Below are 22,480 nucleotides of genomic sequence, written 5' to 3' on the forward strand. Positions count from 1 at the left end.
CTCCTATCTGGAGGGGTCATGAAACCCGCAAGGACCGCACGAGAGAACGCCGGCGCTCTGATCACAGCAGCGGGCATCGCCGCCGCCGCTCCATCCGTCTGGCAGACCATCACCCACATCACGGACGAGACCTACCGCGCTCCCGAGGCGCGGCACGGCGAGGGCCACGTCCAGTACCACATGGCGCGCGAAGTACTGATCAGCGCCGGAGCCGTGGGCGCCGTCGCGATCGGCGTGCTGGCCGGGCCGCGGCGCGGCCGCGCGATGTGGCGCGGGATGGCCGCCGCGGCGGCCGGGTTCACGGCCGCCATGTGGTCCGGCGGGCCGACCACCGGCGTCTGGGCGCCGAACCGCCAGGCGTTCGCCATCCATGTCGCCTCCACCACCGGCCTGGCCGCCGGCGTACTGCTGCTCCGACCGAAGGGCGAAGACCGGTGAACACGGACGTCGTCATAGCCGGGGCCGGCCCAGTCGGACTGCTGACCGCGGCGCTGCTGGACGCCGCAGGAGTGCGCGTACAGGTCTTCGAACGCGAGGCCGGGCCCAGCGTGCACTCCAAAGCCACCACGATGCACCCGCGCACGCTGGAGGTGCTCACCGCCCTGGAGACCGGCGGGCGGCGGCTGTCCGACATCCTCGTCGGCCAAGGACGCACTGCTCCCCGTGCGCATTTCGCGGCGCTGCCCACGATGCTCGACTACTCGGATCTGAACACGCCCTTCCCGTTCGTCCTGATGATCCCGCAAGCGCGCACCGAGCGGGCACTCACCGACTACCTGCACGAACACGGCGTCCCCGTGCGGTACCGCCGGCCGGTGACCGGCGTGGAACAGGACGCGTCGGGGGTGCGGGTGCACACCGGGGACGACGTGCACGAGGCCCGCTACCTGGTGGGCGCGGACGGCGCGCGCAGCGTGGTCCGCCGACTGGCGGGCATCGGGTTCCCCGGCGCCGCCCCCTCGCTCGTCGGCTTCGCGGCCGACGTGGAACTCGCCGACCCGCTCGGCACTCCGTCGCACCGCTGGAACCGGGACACCGGCAGCCTGAGCATCGTGCCGCTGCCCGACGGCCAGTACCGGATCTTCGGGGCAGAGCCCGCCGACACGGGGCTCACAGCCGCCGAGGTGCGCGAACGACGCGCGCGGCCGCAGTCGCTGGAGGAGTTGCGCGCCACTCTGCGGCGCATCACCGGCACCGACTGCGGCGTGCGTACCGCGTCCTGGCTCACGACCGCCACGGACGGCACCCGCAACGCCGACCGCTACCGCGTCGGGCGGTTACTCATCGCCGGCGACGCCGCGCACATCCACCTGCCCGCGGGCGGCCAGGGCCTGAACGTCGGCCTGCAGGACGCCGCCAACCTGGCCTGGAAGCTGGCGGCCGAGCACCAGGGGTGGGCTCCGGACTGGCTGGCTGACGGCCCGTTCGACTACGACAGCGAACGCCGGCCGATCTCGGCACGGCTCGCCGCCAACACCCTCGCCCAGGGCGCCTTGATGCACACCTTCACCCCCGGCGGCGAGGCCCTGCGCGGGATGTTCAGTGAGCTCATCGGGCAAGCCGGCGACATGGCACGCGAGTTGACCGGATGGCTGTCCGGGCTGGAGCTGGCCTACCCGGCCGCGGAGGGCGCCCATCCCCTGGTCGGAACCCGGGCCCCCGACCTCGCTCTGACCGGTTCGTCCCTGCTGCACGCACTGCGCCAGGACGCCTGCGTACTGGCCGACTTCACGCCCTCCGGCCGTTACGCCCGCATCGCCTCACGCCGTGTCGACGTACGGACCGCCCGGCCCGGCGCCGGAGCCTGGTCCGCGCTGGAAGCGGCGCTGATCCGGCCCGACGGCTATGTCGCCGCCGTCGCGGAGTCCACCGCCCCGGCCTCGGACCCGCACGCGAGCGCGGTCCCGGACACGTTCCCGGACGAGGTCGCCCGGTGGACCGCGCCGGCCACGTCCTTGGTCCGGTAGGACGCGCCGGTCCGCCGGTCCACCGGTCCGCTGGCCAGCGCGTCCTGGCGCGGGCTGAACAGAACAGCCCGGTCCTGGTGGCGCCGGTCACTCCGTGTCCGGAGGTTCGCCGCCCGCGACAGTCCGGACCGTAAGGGCTTTCCACCGCACGCCTCGGGCAGCCCCGCAACCCGCAGCCCTGTCACATCGGCCCCGCGCGGGTCGTCCGCGCCATGCCCGTCCCCACCCTCGGCGTGCCGCCGGCCCCAGCCACTCCCCCGGTCCCGAGGCCCCGCTCCGGGCTCCACGGGCCGGACGCCGGCGGGCCTGGCCTGGTCAGCGGCGCAGGGCCAGCACCGTGCCTCTCGTGACGGCCTCTTTGAAGCGGGCCGAGGCGCGGCCGGTGAGGATGGCGGGGACCGGGCTGTCGTCGGGGCGGGTGAACTGCGTGAGGCCGTCGTGCCGGCCGAGGCTGATGTTCTGCCAGACGTAGCGGAGGCGCAGCGGCTTGGGCGTACGGCCGGTGAGCGAGGCGGCGACGCCGCGCGCGACGTACGCGCCCATCGGCAGCCCTGTCTGGCACGACATGCGGGAGGGGGCGCCGTCGGGCCCGTACGCCGCCACCGCGTCGCCCGCCGCGAAGACCTCCGGGTGGGAGGTCGAGCGCAGTGTCGGGTCGACCGTGAGCAGACCGCGGGCGTCGACGGCGAACCCGGCCTCGCGCGCCAGGTCGGGGACGCGGAATCCAGCCGTCCACAGGACGGTGTCGGCCGGGATCTCCCCGCCGTCGGCGAGGACCAGGCCGTGTGCGGTGACTTCGGAGACACGGGTGTGCTCCCGGAGCTCGATGCCGTGCCGGTCCAAAGAGCCGCGGAGGTAGCGTCGGCCGCGCTCGGAGAGCCCGGCGCCGAGCTCGCCCCCGGTGACCAGCCGCACCTTGAGCCCCGGGTGGGTCTCGGCCAGTTCGGTGGCCGTCTCGATGCCGGTCAGGCCCGCTCCGGCCACGGCCAGCGAGCCCTGGGCGTCCGCCGTACGTTCGCGCAGGCGGACCGCGTCCTGGTAGGTGGCCACCGCCGACGCGTGTGCGTCGACTCCGGGGACGGCGGCGGTGTCGGCCGCGCTGCCGAGTGCGTAGACGAGGGTGTCGTAGGCGACGGCGCGCGGAGCCGAGTCCAGCCGGACCGTACGGGCGGCGGCGTCGACGGCGACCGCCCGGGCGACGACCAGCTCGATGCCCGTACCGGCGAGGAGCCGGCCGAGCGGCAGGTCCTTGAGCGGCCGGCCGGCGGCGAGCTGGTGCAGCCGTACCCGCTCCACGAACTGGCCGACAGCGTTGACCAGGGTGATGCGTACGTCGGTACGGCGCAGCCTGCGGGCCGCGCCCTTCGCCGCGGACAGTCCGGCGTACCCGGCTCCCAGAACCACGATGTGATGCGTCATGCCTCCTGAACCGGCGGGCGGGCGGATCCGTGACACTTCACGACGTGGATCGGCGTGAAGAGGCCTGCGGCGGCGGGAAGAGGCCTGCGCCGGCAGGAAGTGGATCACGCGAGCTGGCGGGCGGCGAAGGCGAGCTTCCCGGGGTTGATGACCGTACGGACCGCGCCGACCCGGCCCTCGCGGATCTCCGGTACGAGGATGGCGATTAGCTCCTGACCTGCGAGGACGAGAGCCGCCGGCTCGCCGTTCACCTCGGCGAACTCGGCCCTAACGTGCGCTGTCTCGGGCCGGTTGCCCAGGCCGAGCAGGTAGCGGAGCACCTTCTCGCGGCCGGTGATCGGCCGGCGTGCCGCCGAGACCTGACCGCCGCCGTCGGCCCAGGCGGCCACGTCGTCGGCGAGCATTTCTTCGAGGCCGGCCACGTCGCCTTCGACGGTGGCGGCGAAGAAGCGCTCGACGATCTTCTTGCGCTGTCCGTCGTCGACGTCGAGGCGCCGTCGCGGTCGGCCGAGCTGTGCGCGGGCCCGGCGGTGCAGCTGGCGCGAGTACGCCTCCTCGATGCCGACGGCTTCGGCGACCTCCCGGTGGCTGTGCCCGAACGCCTCACGCAGGACGAACACCGCACGCTCGGCCGGAGTGAGCCGTTCCATCAGGGTGAGCAGCGCGAACGACACGGACTCGCGCTGCTCGGCAGTCTCCAGCGGCCCGAGGGGGCCGGTCGCCGTGTGCGTGAGGACCGGTTCGGGAAGCCACGGCCCGGCGTACAGCTCCCGCCGGGCGCGGGCGGAGGTGAGCTGGTTGATGCAGAGGTTCGTCATGACCTTGGTCAGCCAGGCCGCCGGCGTACGGACGGCGGAGCGGTCGGCCGTGCTCCACCGCAGATACGTGTCCTGGACGATGTCCTCGGCCTCGCTCGCCGCACCGAGCATCCGGTAGGCGAGCGCGAACAGCCGGGGCCGGTGCGCTTCGAACTCCGCGGCGGCTTCCATGGTCATGTCCGTAGCGTGCCAGGCGCGGCGCCTGCCGCGCGTCTGGACCGCACGTCGGGACCGCACATCAGGAGCCGAGCCGTCTGGACCGCACGTCGGGAGCCGAGCGTCTGGACCGCACGTCGGGAGCCGCGCCCCCCGATCGGCTTCCGTTCGCCCCCGTTGACGAACCCACCCCAGGGAAACTACTTTCCTCTCAGGAAAGAGATTCTGCTGGGGCAACCAGCGTTCCGAGGAGGCAGCCATGTCATCAACGCCATCACCGTCCGGACCCGACGCCCCCCGCCCCTCGGCGGACGAAGCGGTCCGCGCGCTGCGGGACATCGACCGGCGCCGGGCCCAGGCGCACGGCTCGGCCGCCAATGCCCGGTGGGTGTACGTGGTGGCCGGCGTCGTCTTCTTCGCACTCCTGGCGGCCCCCGACTTCCTCGGCCGGGCGGCGGCCGACTGGGCCCCGGCGTGCCTCGGGCTGCTCGCCGCCGGCTATGTCGTGCTGCTCAACACCCGCGGCGGCTCGGCCCTGCTCGGTCAGCCCGTCCGGCCGCGCAGGCAGGAGATCTCCCGGCCCTTCCGCCGGTACGCGCTGCTCGCACTGCTCGTCGTCGTCCTGGCCGGCTTCGCCCTCCAACTGCTGCGACCGGAGTGGCACCTCCACCTGCCGTACTGGCGGACCGCGGTGGGCGCGGTGGGCGGCGCGGCCCTGGCCCTGTTCGGACCGCGCATCCAGCGGGCGCTGCTCTTGGTCGCCGTACGCGGCGGTCATCGCGCGGGAGTGAGCGCCTTCGATGGCCCACGCTGACTTCGACCCCGTACTCCTCGACCCCACCCGGCTGACGATCGTCTCGCTGCTCGCGAGCGCGCAGTGGGCCGAGTTCGGGTGGGTGAAGGAGACGGCGGGGCTGTCCCCCTCCGCCCTGTCCAAGCAGGTCAGTACGTTGCAATCGCACGGGTACGTCGAGGTGCGCAAGGGGTACGTCGGCAAGCGCCCCCGCACCTGGGTGAACCTCAGCGACGACGGGCGCGCGGCGCTGGAGGCACACGCGGCAGCCCTGCAACGGATCGTCGAGGAGTCGCGACGTACGGCGGGCGGGACGGCCCGCGGGGCGGCGGCCGAGGACGGCTGAACGCGCGGGCGTGGACGACGCCCGGCGACCCCACCCCGAGCGAGAGCCCGCTTCCGGGATCACGCACCCGAGACCCCGCTTGATGGCTCCGAGCCGCCCCTCCCATAGTTCTCCAGTTCTCTAGTTCTCCATAGTTCCTTCCGCAGTCGCGGACGCGATCACTCAGGACTCCCACCGCAGGAAGGGCCCGCTCATATGCGCACGCTGTACGTCGTCACCCACTCCGAAGCGACCCACCACACCGAGGGCGTCGTCGGCGGATGGCACGACTCGCGGCTAACGCCCGCGGGCGTCCGTGCGGCGGCCGCTATCGCCCGGGCGTTGCGGAACGAGATCCCGGACGGCGCCGAGGCGGAGCTGTTCTCCTCGGATCTGCGGCGCACTCTGCAGACGGCCGAGGAGGTGGCCCAGGTGTTCGGTGTGGAGCCGGCCGTGGACCGCAGGTTGCGGGAGAAGTCCTACGGCGAGGCGGGAGGCAGGCCGCAGGCGTGGCTGGACGCGCGGTTCGTCCGGCCGCCGGCGGTCGGGGAGCGGATGGAGCACGACGAGGGCGTACCCGGCGCGGAGACCAAGGCGGCGTGGGCGCGGCGCGTCTACGCGGCCATGGGCGAGATCCTGCGGAGCCCGGTCCGCCACCAGATCATCGTGACGCACGGCGGCTCGCTGACGTTCATCGTGGCGTCCTGGATCAAGATGCCGATCGAGTCGGCCGGCTACGCCAGTTTCAAGGCGCCCTCGGGCAGCATCACCACGCTGCACGAGGACGACTTCTTCCACAACCGCCAAGTCGCCCGCCTCGGCGACACCCGCCACCTCGACGCTCCGTAGTCATCGACGTCGGCGCCGGCGAAAGCGAGGGAGGGCCAGAACCGGCCGGGACTCGGATGGCCGTACCCGGCGCGAAAGTGAGCAGCGGCGGCTGGGGCACGCCGTCGGGCGAGTTCGTCCCGTGCCCGACGGGGCTGCTCACAAGGGCTGAGCCCGAGCCGGCCGGACGGCGTGCCGCCGCCTGGGCAGCGCCTCGAAAGCGAGTAGCGCGCGACCTGAGCAATTGCTCACAATAGTGCCGCGTACTGTGGCGGAGCGGTGGATCACGGCCCGCCGCGGGCGTCGCCCGACGCCGTCCCGCACACACCCCGGAGGAATCCCATGACGCAAGCCGGAACTCGCCCCCGGCGGGTGTCCCCGGCCGAGGTCCGCGCTCGGCTCGGGGAGCCCGAGGCCATGACCAAGGCCAAGATCCAGAACCGCATCGACGAGCACTTCCACCGCTTCATAGCCCTCTCCCCGTTCCTGACGATGGCCACGGCGGACGCGGCGGGGCGCGTCGACTGCTCGCCCCGCGGCGACTACCCGGGCTTCGCGAAGGTCCTCGACGAGCACACGCTCGCGATCCCCGACCGGCCCGGCAACAAGCTCGCCGACTCCTTCCGCAACCTCGCCGAGAACGACGGCATCGGGCTGCTCTTCCTGATACCGGGGCTGCGGGAGGCGCTGCGCGTCAACGGCCGCGCCTACCCCACCGACGAGCCCGACGTCCTCGTACGGATGCGGACCGAGGCCAGGCAGCCGGAGCTGGCGATCGTCGTGGAGGTGACCGAGGCGTACTTCCACTGCGGCCGGGCGATAGTCCGGTCCCGCCTGTGGGACCCCGACAGCCAGGCCCTCGCCGATGAGCTGCCGCGGTTCGCCGAGATGGCCGTCGCGCAGTCCGGGTTCGACGTGGACCCGTCGCTGCTCGAACGCGGCCTCGAAGACGCCTACCGCAAGCTCTACTGACCAGGCCACGAGGGAAACTCCGATGCAACAGACCACCATCGAACACATGGACCGGGTCGCCGAGGGCGTCATCGCCCTCACCCTGCGCGGCGCCGCCGGCCCCCTGGCGCCCTGGGAGCCCGGCGCCCACATCGATCTGGCCCTGCCGAACTGGCTGACCCGGCAGTACTCGCTGTGCGGGGACCCGGCCGACCGGGACGCCTACCGCGTCGCCGTGCGGTACGACCCGCTCAGCAGGGGCGGTTCGGAGTACATCCACCGGTTCCTGCGCCGGGACCGGCCCCTCGACGTCTCGATGCCCCGGAACAACTTCCCGCTCGCGCCCGCGCCGGAGTACCTGTTCCTCGCCGGCGGGATCGGCATCACCCCCCTCCTGCCCATGCTGCGGGCGGCGACCGACGCGGGACGACCCGCTTCCCTGGTGTACGCGGGAGCGTCGGCGGAGACCATGCCCTTCGTCGACGAACTGCGTTCCGGCTACGGCGACCGGGTACGGATCGTGGCGACGAAGCAGCAGGGGAGGCCGGACCTCGCCGCCCTCGCGGCCGCCCTGAGCCCCGACGCCCTGGTCTACTGCTGCGGTCCCGCCTCCATGCTCGCCGAGGCGGAGGCCGCGTTCCCCGCCGACCGGCTGCACGCGGAGCGTTTCCAGCCGGTGCCCAGGTCGTACGGCCCCGACACCGCGTTCGAGGCGGTGTGCGCCCGGTCCGGCCAGACCGTCCAGATCCCGGCCGACGAGTCACTGCTGGACGCCCTCGTCCACGCCGGCCGCCCGGTGCCCTCAGGCTGCCGCGAAGGCGTCTGCGGCAGCTGCGAACTCACCGTCCTCGACGGCGAACCGGAACACCGCGACGACATCGGCGCCCCCACGGGCCGCATGTACGCCTGCGTCTCCCGAGCGCTGTCCCCGCGGCTCGTCCTCGACCTCTGACCGGTCGACCGGCCGCCGCCCCGGCGTAGCGGCGGAACTCAGGTGCCGGCGCGGGCGGTTGCCGCCCGCGCCGGTCCGCCTGCCGTCAGGAGCAACCGCTCCGCGGGCGTCGCTCAGGCCCCGATGACCTGGTCAGGAGTGTGCAGCCAGGTCTGGCGGCTCTCGCGGCCGATGGTCATTCCGAAGGCCGACGCCGGCGGCTCGCCGAGGTCGAGGTAGTCGCTGTAGGCGGCCTCCACCTCCGACCACAGGCTGCGCGGCCCGTACTGCCACACCGGCTCCCCGGCGTCCGCGATGGCGCCGGAGCCGTCCCGGTCCAGCAGCCAGACGCGGTCCGTTCCGCCGGTCTCGGCGTGCACCATCGACACCCCCGGCAGCAGGGCCCCCGCGTACAGGGCGAAGCCCAGGCTCAGCAGGTCGCGGGGGCCGGTCCCGCTGTCGGCTGACCGGGCTGTCGACTGGTCCACCGGGCGGCCGGAGGCGGTGGTGCGGTGGGACTTCATCGGCATGTACGAGGCGCCGCCGGTGAACGGGCCGCTCGCGGTGCCGTCCGCGTGGACGCGGAGTCGGAGTACGGCGCCGCTCCAGAAGTCGCGGGCCATCGGGGCGACCAGGATGCCGTCCGGCTTGACCTGGCGTACCAGCTCGTAGGGCACATGCCGCAGGGCGCAGGTGGAGATCAGCCGGTCGTACGGTGCTCCGGGGGGCCAGCCGTGCTCCCCGTCTGCCCGTACCACCGTGACGCGAGGGGCTCGGACGGCGGCCAGGTTCCGCTCCGCCCGGGCCGCCAGGCGCGGGTCGATCTCCACGCTGACGATGCGGTCGTCGCCCAGGCGCCGGGCCAGCAGGGCGGCGACGTGTCCGGTCGCGGTGCCGATCTCCAGCACTCGCTCGTGGCCGCGCACATCCAGGCAGCCCAGCATGGTGGCGACCATGCTCGGCTTCGAGTTGGAGGACGTCGCGACACCCGGCCCGTCCTCGCGCCCGTCGTCGACCTGCGTCACCACCGGCTCGTCGCTGTGCACCAGTCGCCACCACTCGCCCTCGGTGGTGACGGACTCGCACCGCTCGGGGCCCTGGCGCCAGATCTGCCGGGGGATGAACTGGTGCCGGGGCAGCTCCTCCCACACGGCGCGCCAGGCCGGGGACAGCAGACCGCGCCCGTCCAACAGCTCGACGAGCGCGGCGTGCCCCGGGTGCGCCGTCCCGGGGGCATCCGTCGTGGTCATCCGGTGGCCCGGCCGCCGCCTGAGCCGCCGGAACCGTCGGGAGACGGCGGGGTCGGCGGCGGGGTCCACGGCTTGTCGGAGGGGGGACCGCTGTGCTTTCCGTCATCAGTCATACGAACGCTCCTGTTCGCGCCGGTGTTTGCCCCTCCATGCTCCCCCGCCGAGGCCGGGGAAACGCTCCCGTCACTGGAAGGAGCGAACATTCGGTCGCGGTACTGACGCGGTGACCGGCCGGCGGTCCACAGTCCACCGCAGGCATCAACTCAGCGGCTGCCGGCCCTGCTTTTCGTTCAAGCGGAAGGCGGCCGTGGGGAGGCCGGGGACCTCCACTCGTACGGTGAACACCGCGCCGTCCGCCGGGCCCGGGTCCGTCAGGCCCGTTCGGGCCGTGGTGATGTACAGCGTGCGCAGATCGTCGCCGCCCAGGCACAGACCGGCCGGCTGGCGGGCCGGGAGGGGCAGCACGTGGTCGAGGGCGCCGTCGGCGCGGTAGTGGTGGACGCGGGCCTCGCCCCAGATCGCGCTCCATACCCCGCCTTCGGCGTCCACCGCCATGCCGTCGGGGTTCCCCGCGCGCACCGTGGCGAACTCCTCCAGGGCGTGGGCCGGTTCTCCGGTGAGCGGGTCGACGCGGCAGGTCAGGATCGTGCCGCGGGCGCTGTCCGCGAGGTACAGCACCGTGCCGTCCGCGCTGAAGGCGGGGCCGTTGGGTACGGTCAGGCCGTCGAAGACCCGATGTACGGAGCCGTCGTGGTCCACGCGGTAGAGGCTGCCGACGCCTTTGTCCGCCGCGTACGGCATGCTCCCCGCCCAGAACCGGCCGTGCGGGTCGGCGGTGCCGTCGTTCATCCGGATGGGGACCGGCGCCTTCTCCTCGGGGCGGTCGAGCCAGCTCACGGCGGTGTGTCCGTCGCGCGTGTCGCCCGGCCTGTCACGTGCGTCGCCCGACCTCTCGCGTGGGTCGCCCGTACGGTCTCCCGGCCCGTCGCCCGGCCCCTCGCCCGTACGGAAGAGGCAGATGCCGGTGCCTGCTGCCGCGATCCACTGCCCGGGGCGGCCCGCGACAGGTGCCACGGCTCCCAGGGGGACGTCCAGCCGGGCCAACTCTTCGAGCGGGCCGTCCCGGTGGGCGAGCGGACCGCGCAGGAGGCGGCCGCTCAGGATGTCCACCAGGACGGGGCCGCCGGGAGTCCAGCGGATGCCCTCGCCCAGGTCGAGCCGGTCCGACCAGACGGGCTCTGCGAAGGAGGCGGCGTTCATGCGGCGGCGGTTCCCTTCGTTCGGCGCGCGGGACCTGAGGGGCCTTAATACGCGTGAGTGAGCTGGTCAGAAGGAATCGCCGTACCAATGGACGGCCCCGGGGGCGCGGGGCACGGCGTACGCGTGCTCCGGCGGGGCCAGCAGCGGGCGGATCATTCCGGTGTGCTCGGTGCGGACCGTAACCCCTGTCATGAGCTGAGGCAATGCCCCAAGTACGGCAGGGCCGGGGGCCGGGCCCCGGAGGCGCGCTCTGCGCAGTCCCGCGTGCCGGGCACGCGCGGCGACGGCCGCGAAGAGCGCCGCGAGGGCAGCGGTTCCGGTCGCCGCATACTCCCGTACGTCCACGGTCTCCCCGCCGTGTGCGGCGGCCGCCCAGCCCGCCGGCCGGGCGGTGTGCGGGTCCTGGGCGACCAGCCAGCCGTGGGTCGGTCCGTACCAGGCGGGCAGCCGCGTCCGCCAGTCCGACTCGGTCCGGATCGTGCTCAATGGGGCTGCGGTGCAGGAGAGTTCGGCCAGGTACGGCAGGTCGGCAGGGCACGCGGGTCGGACCCGGTACGGGGAGCGGCCGGGCGGTGCACCGCTGAGAGCGCCCTCGCGCAGGTGGGTCGGGAAGGTCTGCCAGCCGGAGCCCGTATAGACGCCGGGGGTGCCGGTGAACAGCAGCGACCAGGCGCAGGATTCCGCGCGCATCGCCGCGGCCGCCTCCTGGAGCAACGCGCGGACGAGCCCTTGTCCGCGTGCCTCGGGGCGGGTCGCGACGCTGCCGATGCCGCCGACCCGTAGGGGCGCGCCGTCGGCGTCGTGGATGTCGCGGGGCACGTAGACGACGACGGCGTCGACCGTGCCGTCGTCGCGGGCGGCGAGGAAGGTGCGCCGGTGGCGGGCGGGGTCCAGCGCGTACAGGGCGGGGAGATGAGGGGCGGAGCCGAAGCACTCGCCCCACAGGGCGTGCAGGGCGGGCTCGTCGGCGGGGCGCGCGGTGCGGATGAGGCTCATAGCTGAAGGTTTCCCGCTGTCTGCGCGGTGGAGCCGGGCTCGGGGAAGGCGGTTCGGCGGGTGCCGTCCTCGACGCAGGCGCTGTGCAGCGTCGAGCGGAGGGCGCCGGGGGCGAGGTGGAGGGTGCCGCCGGTGAAACGGCAGCCGGTGGCCGACCAGTGGTTGGCTCCGTGGTCGACGCGCGCGTGCGCGGTACCGCCCGTGGTGGTGGCGGTGATGCCGGAGAGGTCCCATGCGACGCTGGCGTCGCTCGCGGCGCGGCTGAGGAAGGCGCCGCCCGCGGGTGTGCCGGACAGGGCCATGCCGCCGGTGATCCGCGGCCGCTGGTCCTTCTCGGCGGTCAGGCGCAGGCCGAGCCCTTCGAGGCTGCCGCCGTGGACGCGGAGTTCGGATGCGGATACGGCCATGGGGGCGCTGTGCACGGCTGCGGCGAGGCGGCAGTCCGTGAGGCGGACCGGGCCGGTGCCGTGGAGGGCGTCGCCGTCGAGGCCGGTCGGTTCGCAGCGCACGAAGTGGGCGGGCGTGGTGACGGTGCTGTGGATCAGCACGATGTCCGGCGGTACGGCGAACGCGCAGTCGCTGACCACGGTGGGGCGCCGCGAGCGCGTGGAGCGCTGGGCGACGAGGCTGAAGGTCTTCGCGGTGCATCCGCGCAGCTGGGCGCCGCCGGCGTTGACGGCGAGGGTTCCGCCCCGGTCGAGGAGGGCGCGGACGCGGTCGTACATGAGGGGCGTACGGGCGGCGCCCGCCGCGTTGGCCGGCGCGGTCGCGAGGGCGGCGGCGGTCAGGACGCGGCGGCGGGTGGTGGTATCGGGCGGGCGGTGCACGGGTTCCTCCACGGGGTGCGGCGGTGCACGGGTCCTCTGCGGGGGTTCGGCGGCGATGAACGGGGCAGCTCGCTCTGGGCGGTCGTGTGCTGCGGGCCCCGCGTATGCCGCGCGCCGCGGGTTCCGGTACTTGGCGTCCGTACGAAAGGTTGTTGCCGATCCTCAGCCGGGCGACGACCGCGCCGCCCGGGTCAGGGCTCAGCCGCCGACGCGCGAACTGCCAGTACCGGCCGCACCGGCAGCACCGGCAGCACCGGCAGTACCGCCGACCGTGTTGCGGTACGGCGGCATCCAGCGCATCCGGGGCTGCTGGTCGGCGAGGACTCCGCCGTCGACCACGATGCGCGCGCCGGTGAGGTAGGCGCCCGCGTCGGAGGCGAGGAGCAGGAGGGCGCCCACGCAGTCGTCGGGTTGCGCGTAGCGGCCGAGGGGTATGCGCTCGCGCCAGGCCGCTTCGAAGGGCTCGCGGTCGAGCGGGAATTCCCCGTCGATGGGGGTGTCGACCATGCCGGGGGCAAGGGTGTTGGCGGTGATGCCGTGCGGGGCGAGCTCGACGGCGAAGGTCTCGGTGAGCAGCTGCGCGGCGGCCTTGGACGCGTTGTAGTGGGCGAGGCCCGCCTCGGCGACGAGGGCGTTCTTCGAGGTCACGGTGATGATGCGGCCGGGTGTGCCGTCGGCGGTCATGTGCTCGGCGATGCGCTGGGTCAGGAAGAAGACCGCGTCGACGTTGACCTTCATGACCCGGCTCCAGCTCTCCGGGGTGATCTCGTTGCAGCGCTCCAGGGCAGCGGTGCCCGCGTTGTTGACGAGGATGTGTACGGGCCCCGCGTCGGCGCGGACGGTGTCGGCGAGGGCGGCGAGCTGTTCGGTGTGCGCGAGGTCCTGTTCGTACGTGCGGCAGCGGCGGCCGAGGGCGCGGACCTGCCCGGCGGTCTCCTCGGTCCCCTCGGCGCCAGGGAGGTCGACGAGGACGAGGTCGGCCCCGGCGGCGGCGAGTCCGGTCGCGAAGGCGCGGCCGAGGCCGCGGGCCGCGCCGGTGACCAGGGCGTTGCGTCCGGTGAGGTCGAAGCGGTCGGTGCCGCGCGGGGCTGGCGGGTGGGTCACGGCATGGTCCTCGATGGTCCTCGGGGCGGGTACGGAGAGGGGCCCGCTCGCCCGGGCCATGGCGCTCGGGCAAGCGGCGGACGGGCGAGCAGCAGACGGGATAAGCGGGGAGAAAACGCGGTGGACGCGGCAGGCGGTACGGCCTGCCGGTAGACGTACCGCCCGGCCGGCAGGCCGTACCGCACCGACGGCCCGTCTCAGTCCGCCAGGCCCAGCAGGTCGAGGGAGGGCCGGTGGATGAGGGCTTCGACGGCTTCCGCGTCGAGCGGCGGGAGGCCCGGTATGCCGGGGATCGCCGCTATCTCGCGCAGGCCGTCGATCGAGTCGTTCACCGTGGTGAACGGGTAGTCGCTGCCGAACAGCAGCTTGTCCCAGACTCCGTAGTCCTGGACCAGGCGGAGGCTGTGCCAGAGCTGGAAGGGCCGGTAGTGCAGGGCGCTGATGTCGGCGTAGACGTGCGGGTGCTTGCGGATGACGGCGATGCACTCGCCCTCGAAGGGATGGGAGAGGTGGGCGAGGACCATCCGCAGTTCGGGGTGGCGGATGGCGACGGCGTCGAGGTGGCGGGGCATCGCCCACTCCAGCGGGGCCGCGGAGACGAAGGTGGTGCCGGTGTGCACGAGCAGGGGCAGCCCGTGGCGCTCGGCGTAGGCGTACAGCTCGTCGTACTCCTCGGCGGCCGGGTCGAACCCGGCGTACATCGGCATGAGCTTGATCCCGCGCAGGCCCAGTTCCTGGTGGCCGTAGCGGAGTTCGTCCTGCCAGCCGGGCTGGGTGGGGTCGAGGGAGAGGTAGCCGATGAGCCGCTCGGGGTGTCGGCCCGTGTAGGCGGCCACGGCGGTGTCGTCGACCCAGAGGCCGCTGCGGCGGGCCTTGCCGCCGACCACGATGGTGCGGGTGTCGGGCGGGCAGGTCGCGGCGTACTCCTCCCAGGTGACGGTGAGGTCTACCTCGCCCTCGTGGGCGCGCGCCGAGTCGGAGGCGAAGGGTTCGCCGAAGTCGTGGCTGTGGCGGAAGAGGTGGGAGTGGACGTCGATGATCATCGGCAGCCTCCCGGGGCGGTGCCGGCCGGGCTCATGTGCGGTTCCTCTTCTCCCAGCCTTCGCTGAACATGTTCCAGAAGCGGTGGGTGGGCGGGTGCTCCTCGAAGACCTCGTCGACCAGTTCGACGCCGAGCCCGGGGTCGGTGGACAGCGGCAGGCGGCCGTTCTCCACGGGCAGGACGCCCCGCAGCGCCGCGAAGACGTGGTCCTCCAGGAGGCTGTCGAAGGTCTCCAGGATCTTGAGGTTGGGGATGCCGAGGGCCGCGTGGGCGGAGGCCGTCGTGCACAGCGGGGAGTTGGAGTTGTGCGGGGCGACGAGCATGCCGTGGGTGTCGGCGGCGGCGGCGATCTTCCGCATCTCGGTGAAGCCCCCGGCCATCGAGAGGTCGGGCTGCACGATGTCGACGGCCTCGGTCGCGAAGAGCTGCTTGTACTCGTAGCGGTTGTGGAAGTGCTCTCCGCCGGAGATCGGGAAGGCGGCCCGCTGCCGCAGCTCGCGGTAGCGCTCGATGTGGGTCCAGGGCATCGGCTCCTCGAACCAGCCGATGTCGAAGGGTTCGAGCTCGCGCAGCAGCCGGGCGGCGGTGGGCATCGCGAACCGCGCGTGTCCCTCGATGAAGAGGTCCGTGTCGGGACCGACGGCCTCGCGGACGGCCGCCACCAGGTCGACGGAGCGGCGCAGTTCGGCTCGCTCCAGTTCGTGCAGTCCGGGGCCGAAGGGGTCGAACTTGAGGGCGCTGTACCCCTTGGCCAGGGTCTCCCGCGCCTTGGCGGCGAAGGTCTCGGGGTCGCGCTCGCCGTTGTACCAGCCGTTGGCGTAGACCCGGACGGTGTCGCGGCACGCGCCTCCGGTGAGCCGGTAGACGGGGACGCCGAGGGCCTTGCCCATGAGGTCGTGCAGGGCCTGGTCGAGGCCGGAGAGCGCGACGCCGCCGACGTCTCCGCCGCGCAGGAAGTCGCCTTGGTAGAGGCGGAGCCAGATCTCCTCGGTGTCGAAGGGGTCGGCGCCCAGCAGATGCCGGCCGGCGAGGGACTCGGTGAGGGCGCACACCTCCTGCCCCCGGTAGGGGTGGGTGATCTCGCCGACGCCGGAGAGCCCCTCGTCGGTGTGCACGCGTACGTAGCCGAAGTCGCGCCACGCGGTGCCGAGCATCAGGGTCTCCACCCGGCTGACGCGGCCGGCCGGACCGGTGGGGCGGGTGCGGTTGACGGTGAGCATCAGAGGTGGGCTCCGCCCATGGTCGAGGTGTGGCTGAGGTCGCGGACGCCGCCCTCGGCTATGACCGCCTCGACGGCCGCCTCGGTGGCTTCGAGGAGCCGGTCGACGTCCGCGTCGGTGTGGGCGTAACTGATGTGGCTGCGCTTGAGGTTGAGGGGCAGCTCGAACAGGCCGTGCTCGATGAGGCGGCGGCGGTAGCCGACGAAGAGGGAGGCGTCGTTGGCCAGCAGGTCGCGGTAGGTGCGCGGCGGCATGTCGGGGGTGAAGCCCGGCATGAAGTACGTGACGAACACGGAGCCGTAGCCGGTGACGACGGCGGGCACGCCGAGGCGGGTGTAGAGCGCGCCCAGTTCGCCGCGGACGCGGTCGCCGAGCCGGAAGACGTGCTCGTGGACCGGCTCCTCGCGGAGCTTGCGGAGGGTGGCCAGCGCGGCGGCCACGACCGAGGGGTGGCCGTTGTAGGTGCCGGCGAAGAAGGCGGGGGCGCCCGGCGTCGTCGAGAACAGGTCCATCAGGTCGGCCCGGCCGCCGATCGCCGCGACGGGGGCGCCGTTGGCGATGGCCTTGCCGAGCGTCGTGAGGTCGGGGGTGACGCCGCTGATGCGCTGCCAGCCGCCGAGGTCGTGGCGGAAGCCCGTGATCACTTCGTCGAAGACGAGGACGCTGCCTGCCTTCGTGGTCTCCTCCCGCAAGGTCCGCAGGAACTCCTGGTACGGGAGGAGGGCGCCCACGTTGTGGGGCACGGGTTCGACGATGACGGCGGCGATGTCCTGGCCGTGCTCGGCGAAGGCCCGGCGGACCGCCTCGCTGTCGTTGAAGGGCAGGACGAGGGTGGCGGCGAGGACTTCGGGCAGGATGCCGGTGGAGATCGGGTCGTGGCCGCCGACCTTCTCGGGCGCCGAGATGACGTTGAGGCTGACCGCGTCATGCCAACCGTGGTAGCAGCCCTGGAACTTGACGATCAGCCGCCGTCCGGTCGCGGCGCGGGCGACGCGCAGGGCGTGGAAGGTGGCCTCGCTGCCGGTCGAGGTGAGCAGCAGCTTCTCGACCGAGGGGATGAGCTCGGCGAGCTGTTCGGCGAGGCGCACCTCACCTTCGGTGACGCCCACGCCCATGTGGCCGAGGCTCCGGCCGGCCTCCTCGGCGGCGCGGGCCACGTCAGGGTCGTTGTGGCCGAGGAGCGGGGGGCCGAACGCGGCATGGAAGTCCGTGAACTCACGCCCGTCCGCGGTGCGGAAGCGGGCTCCCCCGGTGCCGGTCACGACGAGGTCGGTCAGACCGGGGATGCTGCGCTGCCCGCTGTTCACGCCACCGGGCACGACCTGGCGGGCCCGCCGGGCGAGCCGCTCGGCGGTGGTGCCGTCCTGGCCTGAACTCATGATCGGTGCTCCTTGCGTCGAGAGTCGTCCGGCCCGTCGGGGTCCTGCCCGGTCCCCGGGAGCCATGGCGCCATCCGCCGGCGGTCTTCGCAGGAATTTTTCTGAACAGCGTTCTGCATTCCAGAACAGCCAGGATCGTACGGGCCGAAAATCGCGGAGGTCAACCCCCTATCCGTGCAACTTTCGGCGCGAACTCGCCCCAGAATCCCGAGAGAAGGCACTACGCTGTTCAGCTATGACGAACAGCCAAGATCCAGCCGAGTCGAAATACTGGGTCAAGAGCGTGGCGAGGGCCGCGGACATCCTTGAGACCCTGGCCACCGCGGAACCGGACCGGGGCATGAGCGTCACCGAGGTCGCGCGGAACTGCGGGATCGCCAAGAGCGCCACCTTCGGCATGCTCCAGACCCTGCGGGCGTACGGGCTCGTCTCCGACGACGGCGAGGGCATGAGCCGGCGCTACCGCCTGGGCATGGGACTCGCGCGCCTCGGCGACCGGGCCCGCTCCCAGGTGTCCCTGCGGACGGTCGCCCACCCGGTGCTGCGCGAACTGACCTCCCTCACCGGCATGGCCTCCCGCCTCGCCGTGCCCGAGGGCGGCCACGCCGTGGTCGTGGACCAGGTGGAGACGGACCAGCGCATCCGCCTCGATCTGCGCATGGGACAGCGCGAACTGCCGCACTGCACCGGGCTGGGCAAGGCGCTGCTCTCCGCCCTCTCCCCCGCCGAAGCGGCCCTCGTGGTCGAGCGGTTCGGTCTGCCGCGCCGCACCGCCCGGACGATCACCGACCCGGCGACCCTCCTCGCGCACCTGCGCGACATCGACCGGATCGGCTACGCGCTGGACGACGAGGAGGACGCCGAAGGAGTCATCTGCGTCGGCGCCCCGGTCCGCGACCACCTGGGCGGCTGCGCGGGCGCCATCAGCATCACCGGCCTCAAGCTCGGCCTGCCCGCGTGGCGTTACCAGGAGCTGGGCGGGCAGGTCAGGGACGCCGCACGGCGCATCAGCGAGGGCCTGGGCCAGGAGACGAAGGCGACGGCGGAGGACTCGGTCTCGGAGGCGATCCCACAGCCGGTTCCGCCGCAGGCTCCACAGCCGTCCCCGCAACTGGCCTCGCAGGCGGCCCCACAGCCGACCGAACAGCCGGGTTCGCAGCCGTCGTCACATCCGGCTTCGCAGCCGTCGTCGCAGCCGATTCCGCCACCGGCTCCACAGTCGTCGTCGCAGCCGTCGTCACATCCGGTCGCGCAACCGGCTCCCCAGCCGCCGTCGTCCCCCGCTCAACAGCCGCCATGGGTCCCCGACCCGCGCGACACCCGGCAGGACGGCGGAAGCGCCACCGGGTCTTGACGCGGGCCGCACGCCCGGCGTAGCTTTCCGGCCAACCGCGCTGCCCGTGATCATCACCGGCCGCGCGGCCCCGTGGCGGTCACGGTGCGAACGCGCACCGGACCCGCCTCGCGGCCCGCCCCGGCGCCTGCCCAGTACGCCCCGGCCCCCGGTCGCCCCCTCTTCTCAGCCATCCGCTCCACGGCAGCCCGCGCAGGAACGCTCCCCCCTCGGCACTTCTCGGAAGGCGAAGTCCGTCATGAGCGTTCCCCCCTCCTTTCCCTCCTCCACTCCACCCTCCGACGCCCCGGTTCCGAACACCCCGTCCTCGGACGCCCCGCCCTCAAACGCCCGCCGCTCGTTCCTGCGCGCCTCGGGCCTGGCCGGGCTGCTCGCCGCCGGCGCGGTGACCGGATCGGGTTCGGCCGTAGCCCAACCCGCCGCGGCCCACCCCGCCGCGCCGCGAGCCGCCACGGACCCGCACCCCTCCGGTACGGTCCGTCGCCTCGACACCGTGGCCCGCCTGCGCGAGCTGCGTCCCACGGCGGCCGAGGACGGCGCGCTCGCCCTGCTCGCCGGCTACCGCGCGCGGGGCGACGGCGGCGGCATGGCGGTGCGCTGGACAGCGTCCGCGACCGCCGCCCACAACGGCGGAACCGTGATCGCGCCCGATTCCGCGCCGAGCCGCGGCCGCTGGCTCCAACTGCACGACGGCGCCGTCGACCTGCGGACCTTCGGGCACTTCGACGCCGGTACGCCCGCGGACGACGCACTCGACGCGCTGGTGGCCGACCCGGCCGTACACCGCGTCGAGGCCCACACCGATCTGCTGTTCCGCAGACGCCATCTGTGGTCCCGGTCGGGCATCGAGCTGGACTTCGGCGGCCATCACGTCCGTACGGCCGGGATCGAGAAGAACACGCGGGACAACCCCTTCGGGGCGGTGTTCTCCTTCCGCGGCAAGGTCACCGACACCGTGCACCGGCACACCCTCGGCTCCGTGATGCCCGACCTCAGCGACCTCTTCGAGGTGGGCGACTCCGCCGGGTTCGCCGTCGGCCAGTGGTGGGCCGTGGAGGTGGACGCGCTCAAGGGCAAGTACGAGAAGGAGGTACAGCGCCTCGTCCAGGTCACCGACGTGGTGGACGGCGGCCATATCCGCGTCGCGTACCAGATCGGCTGGGAGCTGGCGGCGGGGCGCACCCTGACCTGGACCCGGGTCGAGCCGGTGAGCCGCAGCCACGTGCGCGACCTCGTCTTCGAGGGGGCGGGCGACGACGAGTACACCGGCTCGCACCCGGTCGCCTACGAGTACGCGGTGCACTGCGACGTCTCCGGGATCGAGGCCGCCGGCACGTTCTGGCCGGTGGTGATGCGCCGCTGGTGCACCCACTACCGCACCGAGCAGTGCTCGCTGGCCAACCCCAAGTCGGTCACCCACGGCGGGGCCGGCTACCTCACGCAGCAGATCTACTGCCTCTACGGCCATGTCTCCGACTGCCACACCTCCAACGCCCGCCATCTCAACGACTTCACGGCCTCCGCCTACTGCTACGTGACCAACTGCCACGGCGACGGCGACGATCAGGGGCCCTTCGTCACCCACGGGCAGTTCGAGCACGATCTCGTCTACACCGGCAATTCCGGGCTCATGACCTTCGCCAACTCCGGTACGGCCTGGGGCGGCGCGGCCAAACGGATCACGGTGCGCCGCCACTCCTGCTCGTGGTTCGTGGCACGCGTCAGGGTCACCGACCTGACGCTGGAGGACATGACCGTCATCGGCAAGAAGTCCCTCGACGGTTCGGGGATGCTCTGGGTCAACGCCGACGGGGTGCAGGTGCGCGGCTGCACCGCGAGCGGGCCGCTCATCGTGTCGCGGACGTCCTCCCTGTCCCAGCGGCCCAGCACCATCAGCGATTCGGCGTTCGCCTTCACGAAGAACGCCGAGATCACCCAGGGCTCGGTCGACGCCCCGCTGACCCTGGAGCGGACTTCGCTCGCCGGTGTCGACGGCGCGCGCTTCAACGGCACCGGGCCGCTCGTACTCGACCACTGCGTGCTCACCGCGTCCGAGGGCGCCGACCCGGTGACGTACCGGCACGGCGAGGTCCATGTCGAGGGCGGGGAACTGCGCGACGCTGCCGTGCGGTTGACCGGCTCCGGGGACCAGCTGCTGCGGCTGGCCGGGGCCCGGATCGGCGCGCGCGGCAGCGGCGCGGCGCTGCTCTCCCGCGGCGCCGGCGACCGCACCGTGACCTGGCAGCTCTCCGGCGTCGACGCGCGAGCCGGCGGCGGTCGCGCCCACGTGAGCATCGGCGAGGGGACCAACCGGTACCGCGCGAGCGGCTGCACCTTCACCGGCGGGACTTTGGACCTGCGGCAGGCCGGTTTCGGCGCGGGCGGTCACCTGCTGCACACCGCGTGCGTCGAGGACGGCACGGCCCGCGCGGCGATGCCGAAGGAGAGCGCGCGCGTCTCCCACAGCAAGGGCAACCTCAGCCTCTGAGGGGCCGACCGCCCCCTGAGTGCGCCCCTGGTGAAGCGCACAATTATCCCTCGTAATTGCCCCTCAGACACCACTGGGAACTCTCGTGACACTGCACCCCCCGATCACCGACCGCCCCGTCCGGGTCGCCGTCGTCGGCGCCGGCCAGCGCGGCCTCACCTACGCCGAGTGGATCAAGGACCACCCCGAGCAGGCCGAACTGGTCGCCGTGGCCGACCCGCGCCCGTCCGCCCGCGCCGCCTCGGGCGCGCCCCTGGAGTTCGACGACTGGCGCCCCCTCGCCGAGAACCGCATAGCCGACGCGGTCATCGTCGCCACCCAGGACCGCGACCACGTCGAACCGGTCCTGGCTCTGGCGCGGGCCGGATACGCGATCCTCGCCGAGAAGCCGCTGGCGCCCACCGAGGAGGAGACCAGGCAGCTCGTCGAGGGGGTGCGCGAAGCCGGCGTGCTGTTCGCCGTGTGCCACGTCCTGCGGTACACGGAGTACACCGACCTGGTGAAGAGCGTCGTCGACTCCGGTGTGCTGGGCGAACTCGTCTCGATGGACCACCTGGAGCCGGTCGGCTGGTGGCACTACGCGCACAGCTTCGTACGCGGGCCCTGGCACAGCGAGCAGGAATCCTCGCCGATGATCCTCGCCAAGTCCTGTCACGACCTGGACTGGATCAGCTACGTGCTCGGCGCCAGGATCGAGGAGGTCGCGAGCTTCGGCGGCCTCAAGCACTTCCGGCCGGAGAACAAGCCGGCCGGGGCGGCGGACCGCTGCCTGGACTGCCCCGTCGAGCCCGACTGCCCGTACAGCGCCCCCAAGCTCTACATGCCGACGCTGCGCGACGAGGGCGCGGTGTGGCCGGTCACCCACGTCACCGAGGCCACGGACGAGGAAGGGCTGCGGGAGGCACTGCGCACCGGCCCGTACGGCGTGTGCGTGTACGCGGGGGAGAACGATGTCGTGGACCACCAGGTGGTCGCGATGCGGCTGTCCGGCTCCCTCACGGCGACCTTCCAGATGGTGGCCTTCACCGAGCAGACGCACCGGCAGACCAGAATCTTCGGCTCGCACGGCTGGCTCAGCGGAGACGGCGAGCGGGTGACCGTGCAGGACTTCCGCACCGGGGAGAGCCAGGTCCACGAGCTGGGCGACAGCGGTTCGAACGCGGCCGACGGGCACGGCGGCGGCGACACCGCGCTCGTCGCCGCGTTCGTACGGGCGGTCGCCACCGGCGACCCGGAGGCGATCCGCTCCGGTACGGACGCGTCCCTGGGCAGCCATCTCGCGGCCTTCGCGGCGGAACGGGCCCGGCACACCCGCACCGTCCAGCAGGTGCCCGTCCACTGAGCCCGGCCCGCTCGTAGATCCCGCGCCGGG

20 protein-coding genes are annotated in these 22,480 nt (G+C 73.0%); 10 read left to right on the plus strand and 10 right to left on the minus strand.

Going from position 1 to position 22,480, the window contains the following annotated elements; genetic code table 11:
• Nucleotides 1-18 precede the first annotated feature (18 nt).
• Together AB0I22_RS28340 and AB0I22_RS28345 are read left to right on the plus strand one after the other, a co-directional pair.
• Entirely contained in the window at nucleotides 19-438 is a 420-nt protein-coding gene (locus tag AB0I22_RS28340) for a hypothetical protein (RefSeq protein ID WP_363133776.1), read from the plus strand.
• The gene (locus AB0I22_RS28345) at nucleotides 435-1,967 is read left to right on the plus strand and encodes an FAD-dependent monooxygenase (protein WP_363133777.1); all 1,533 of its coding nucleotides are present in this window, start codon (nucleotides 435-437) and stop codon (nucleotides 1,965-1,967) included. Before AB0I22_RS28340 ends, AB0I22_RS28345 begins: the two co-directional genes overlap by 4 nt.
• Before the next feature lie 315 nt (nucleotides 1,968-2,282).
• Here the strand turns inward: AB0I22_RS28345 and AB0I22_RS28350 are convergent, their stop codons facing one another.
• Together AB0I22_RS28350 and AB0I22_RS28355 are read right to left on the minus strand one after the other, a co-directional pair.
• Entirely contained in the window at nucleotides 2,283-3,386 is a 1,104-nt protein-coding gene (locus AB0I22_RS28350) for an FAD-dependent oxidoreductase (RefSeq protein ID WP_363133778.1), read from the minus strand.
• Nucleotides 3,387-3,490: 104 nt separating this feature from the next.
• Complete coding sequence (locus tag AB0I22_RS28355; protein ID WP_363133779.1) at nucleotides 3,491-4,381, minus strand: RNA polymerase sigma-70 factor; 891 nt, start codon at nucleotides 4,379-4,381, stop codon at nucleotides 3,491-3,493.
• A 238-nt stretch (nucleotides 4,382-4,619) separates the two neighbouring features.
• Between AB0I22_RS28355 and AB0I22_RS28360 the strand changes: the two genes are divergently transcribed.
• The 5 genes from AB0I22_RS28360 (at nucleotide 4,620) to AB0I22_RS28380 (ending at nucleotide 8,209) form a co-directional block, all read left to right on the plus strand.
• Entirely contained in the window at nucleotides 4,620-5,174 is a 555-nt protein-coding gene (locus AB0I22_RS28360; RefSeq protein WP_363133780.1) for a hypothetical protein, read from the plus strand.
• Nucleotides 5,161-5,499, plus strand: coding sequence for a transcriptional regulator (locus AB0I22_RS28365; protein ID WP_363133781.1), 339 nt, complete (start codon nucleotides 5,161-5,163; stop codon nucleotides 5,497-5,499). The genes AB0I22_RS28360 and AB0I22_RS28365 overlap by 14 nt, the downstream gene beginning before the upstream one ends.
• A gap of 195 nt (nucleotides 5,500-5,694) precedes the next feature.
• Entirely contained in the window at nucleotides 5,695-6,327 is a 633-nt protein-coding gene (locus tag AB0I22_RS28370; RefSeq protein WP_363133782.1) for a histidine phosphatase family protein, read from the plus strand.
• Between the two features lie 321 nt (nucleotides 6,328-6,648).
• Entirely contained in the window at nucleotides 6,649-7,278 is a 630-nt protein-coding gene (locus tag AB0I22_RS28375; protein WP_363133783.1) for an MSMEG_1061 family FMN-dependent PPOX-type flavoprotein, read from the plus strand.
• 22 nt (nucleotides 7,279-7,300) lie between these two features.
• Nucleotides 7,301-8,209, plus strand: a complete 909-nt coding sequence (locus AB0I22_RS28380; RefSeq protein WP_363133784.1) for a PDR/VanB family oxidoreductase — start codon at nucleotides 7,301-7,303, stop codon at nucleotides 8,207-8,209.
• Between the two features lie 113 nt (nucleotides 8,210-8,322).
• On the opposite strand, the gene AB0I22_RS28385 is transcribed toward AB0I22_RS28380, so the two are convergent.
• The 8 genes from AB0I22_RS28385 to AB0I22_RS28420 form a co-directional block, all read right to left on the minus strand.
• Nucleotides 8,323-9,438, minus strand: a complete 1,116-nt coding sequence (locus AB0I22_RS28385) for a methyltransferase domain-containing protein (protein WP_363133785.1) — start codon at nucleotides 9,436-9,438, stop codon at nucleotides 8,323-8,325.
• 258 nt (nucleotides 9,439-9,696) lie between these two features.
• Nucleotides 9,697-10,698 (minus strand): SMP-30/gluconolactonase/LRE family protein, encoded by a 1,002-nt coding sequence (locus tag AB0I22_RS28390; RefSeq protein WP_363133786.1) that lies wholly within the window; start codon nucleotides 10,696-10,698, stop codon nucleotides 9,697-9,699.
• Between the two features lie 66 nt (nucleotides 10,699-10,764).
• Complete coding sequence (locus AB0I22_RS28395; RefSeq protein ID WP_363133787.1) at nucleotides 10,765-11,694, minus strand: GNAT family N-acetyltransferase; 930 nt, start codon at nucleotides 11,692-11,694, stop codon at nucleotides 10,765-10,767.
• A complete protein-coding gene (locus tag AB0I22_RS28400) occupies nucleotides 11,691-12,521 on the minus strand; it encodes a hypothetical protein (RefSeq protein WP_363133789.1) in 831 nt (276 codons plus the stop codon). The genes AB0I22_RS28395 and AB0I22_RS28400 overlap by 4 nt, the downstream gene beginning before the upstream one ends.
• A 198-nt stretch (nucleotides 12,522-12,719) precedes the next feature.
• Complete coding sequence (locus tag AB0I22_RS28405; protein WP_363133790.1) at nucleotides 12,720-13,625, minus strand: SDR family oxidoreductase; 906 nt, start codon at nucleotides 13,623-13,625, stop codon at nucleotides 12,720-12,722.
• Nucleotides 13,626-13,822: 197 nt separating this feature from the next.
• Entirely contained in the window at nucleotides 13,823-14,668 is an 846-nt protein-coding gene (locus tag AB0I22_RS28410; RefSeq protein ID WP_363133791.1) for an amidohydrolase family protein, read from the minus strand.
• Nucleotides 14,669-14,699: 31 nt separating this feature from the next.
• On the minus strand, nucleotides 14,700-15,887 hold the full coding sequence (locus AB0I22_RS28415; protein WP_363133792.1) for a mandelate racemase/muconate lactonizing enzyme family protein: 1,188 nt from the start codon (nucleotides 15,885-15,887) through the stop codon (nucleotides 14,700-14,702).
• On the minus strand, nucleotides 15,887-17,266 hold the full coding sequence (locus tag AB0I22_RS28420) for an aspartate aminotransferase family protein (RefSeq protein WP_363133793.1): 1,380 nt from the start codon (nucleotides 17,264-17,266) through the stop codon (nucleotides 15,887-15,889). The genes AB0I22_RS28415 and AB0I22_RS28420 overlap by 1 nt, the downstream gene beginning before the upstream one ends.
• A gap of 235 nt (nucleotides 17,267-17,501) precedes the next feature.
• Between AB0I22_RS28420 and AB0I22_RS28425 the strand changes: the two genes are divergently transcribed.
• The 3 genes from AB0I22_RS28425 (at nucleotide 17,502) to AB0I22_RS28435 (ending at nucleotide 22,450) form a co-directional block, all read left to right on the plus strand.
• Nucleotides 17,502-18,620, plus strand: a complete 1,119-nt coding sequence (locus tag AB0I22_RS28425; protein ID WP_363133794.1) for an IclR family transcriptional regulator — start codon at nucleotides 17,502-17,504, stop codon at nucleotides 18,618-18,620.
• Between the two features lie 238 nt (nucleotides 18,621-18,858).
• Nucleotides 18,859-21,108, plus strand: a complete 2,250-nt coding sequence (locus AB0I22_RS28430) for a peptidase C14 (protein ID WP_363133795.1) — start codon at nucleotides 18,859-18,861, stop codon at nucleotides 21,106-21,108.
• 85 nt (nucleotides 21,109-21,193) lie between these two features.
• Nucleotides 21,194-22,450, plus strand: coding sequence for a Gfo/Idh/MocA family oxidoreductase (locus AB0I22_RS28435; RefSeq protein ID WP_363133796.1), 1,257 nt, complete (start codon nucleotides 21,194-21,196; stop codon nucleotides 22,448-22,450).
• Nucleotides 22,451-22,480: the final 30 nt, after the last annotated feature.

It is taken from the genome of Streptomyces sp. NPDC050610 (assembly GCF_040654875.1).
Lineage (GTDB): Bacteria > Actinomycetota > Actinomycetes > Streptomycetales > Streptomycetaceae > Streptomyces.

Bases quoted from the DNA above. Each gene is read 5' to 3' on its own strand.
- AB0I22_RS28340 (WP_363133776.1), top strand. From the start codon at position 19: ATGAAACCCGCAAGGACCGCACGAGAGAACGCCGGCGCTCTGATCACA.
- AB0I22_RS28350 (WP_363133778.1), bottom strand. From the start codon at position 3,386: ATGACGCATCACATCGTGGTTCTGGGAGCCGGGTACGCCGGACTGTCC.
- AB0I22_RS28355 (WP_363133779.1), bottom strand. From the start codon at position 4,381: ATGACCATGGAAGCCGCCGCGGAGTTCGAAGCGCACCGGCCCCGGCTG.
- AB0I22_RS28360 (WP_363133780.1), top strand. From the start codon at position 4,620: ATGTCATCAACGCCATCACCGTCCGGACCCGACGCCCCCCGCCCCTCG.
- AB0I22_RS28365 (WP_363133781.1), top strand. From the start codon at position 5,161: ATGGCCCACGCTGACTTCGACCCCGTACTCCTCGACCCCACCCGGCTG.
- AB0I22_RS28370 (WP_363133782.1), top strand. From the start codon at position 5,695: ATGCGCACGCTGTACGTCGTCACCCACTCCGAAGCGACCCACCACACC.
- AB0I22_RS28375 (WP_363133783.1), top strand. From the start codon at position 6,649: ATGACGCAAGCCGGAACTCGCCCCCGGCGGGTGTCCCCGGCCGAGGTC.
- AB0I22_RS28380 (WP_363133784.1), top strand. From the start codon at position 7,301: ATGCAACAGACCACCATCGAACACATGGACCGGGTCGCCGAGGGCGTC.
- AB0I22_RS28385 (WP_363133785.1), bottom strand. From the start codon at position 9,438: ATGACCACGACGGATGCCCCCGGGACGGCGCACCCGGGGCACGCCGCG.
- AB0I22_RS28390 (WP_363133786.1), bottom strand. From the start codon at position 10,698: ATGAACGCCGCCTCCTTCGCAGAGCCCGTCTGGTCGGACCGGCTCGAC.
- AB0I22_RS28395 (WP_363133787.1), bottom strand. From the start codon at position 11,694: ATGAGCCTCATCCGCACCGCGCGCCCCGCCGACGAGCCCGCCCTGCAC.
- AB0I22_RS28410 (WP_363133791.1), bottom strand. From the start codon at position 14,668: ATGATCATCGACGTCCACTCCCACCTCTTCCGCCACAGCCACGACTTC.
- AB0I22_RS28415 (WP_363133792.1), bottom strand. From the start codon at position 15,887: ATGCTCACCGTCAACCGCACCCGCCCCACCGGTCCGGCCGGCCGCGTC.
- AB0I22_RS28420 (WP_363133793.1), bottom strand. From the start codon at position 17,266: ATGAGTTCAGGCCAGGACGGCACCACCGCCGAGCGGCTCGCCCGGCGG.
- AB0I22_RS28425 (WP_363133794.1), top strand. From the start codon at position 17,502: ATGACGAACAGCCAAGATCCAGCCGAGTCGAAATACTGGGTCAAGAGC.
- AB0I22_RS28430 (WP_363133795.1), top strand. From the start codon at position 18,859: ATGAGCGTTCCCCCCTCCTTTCCCTCCTCCACTCCACCCTCCGACGCC.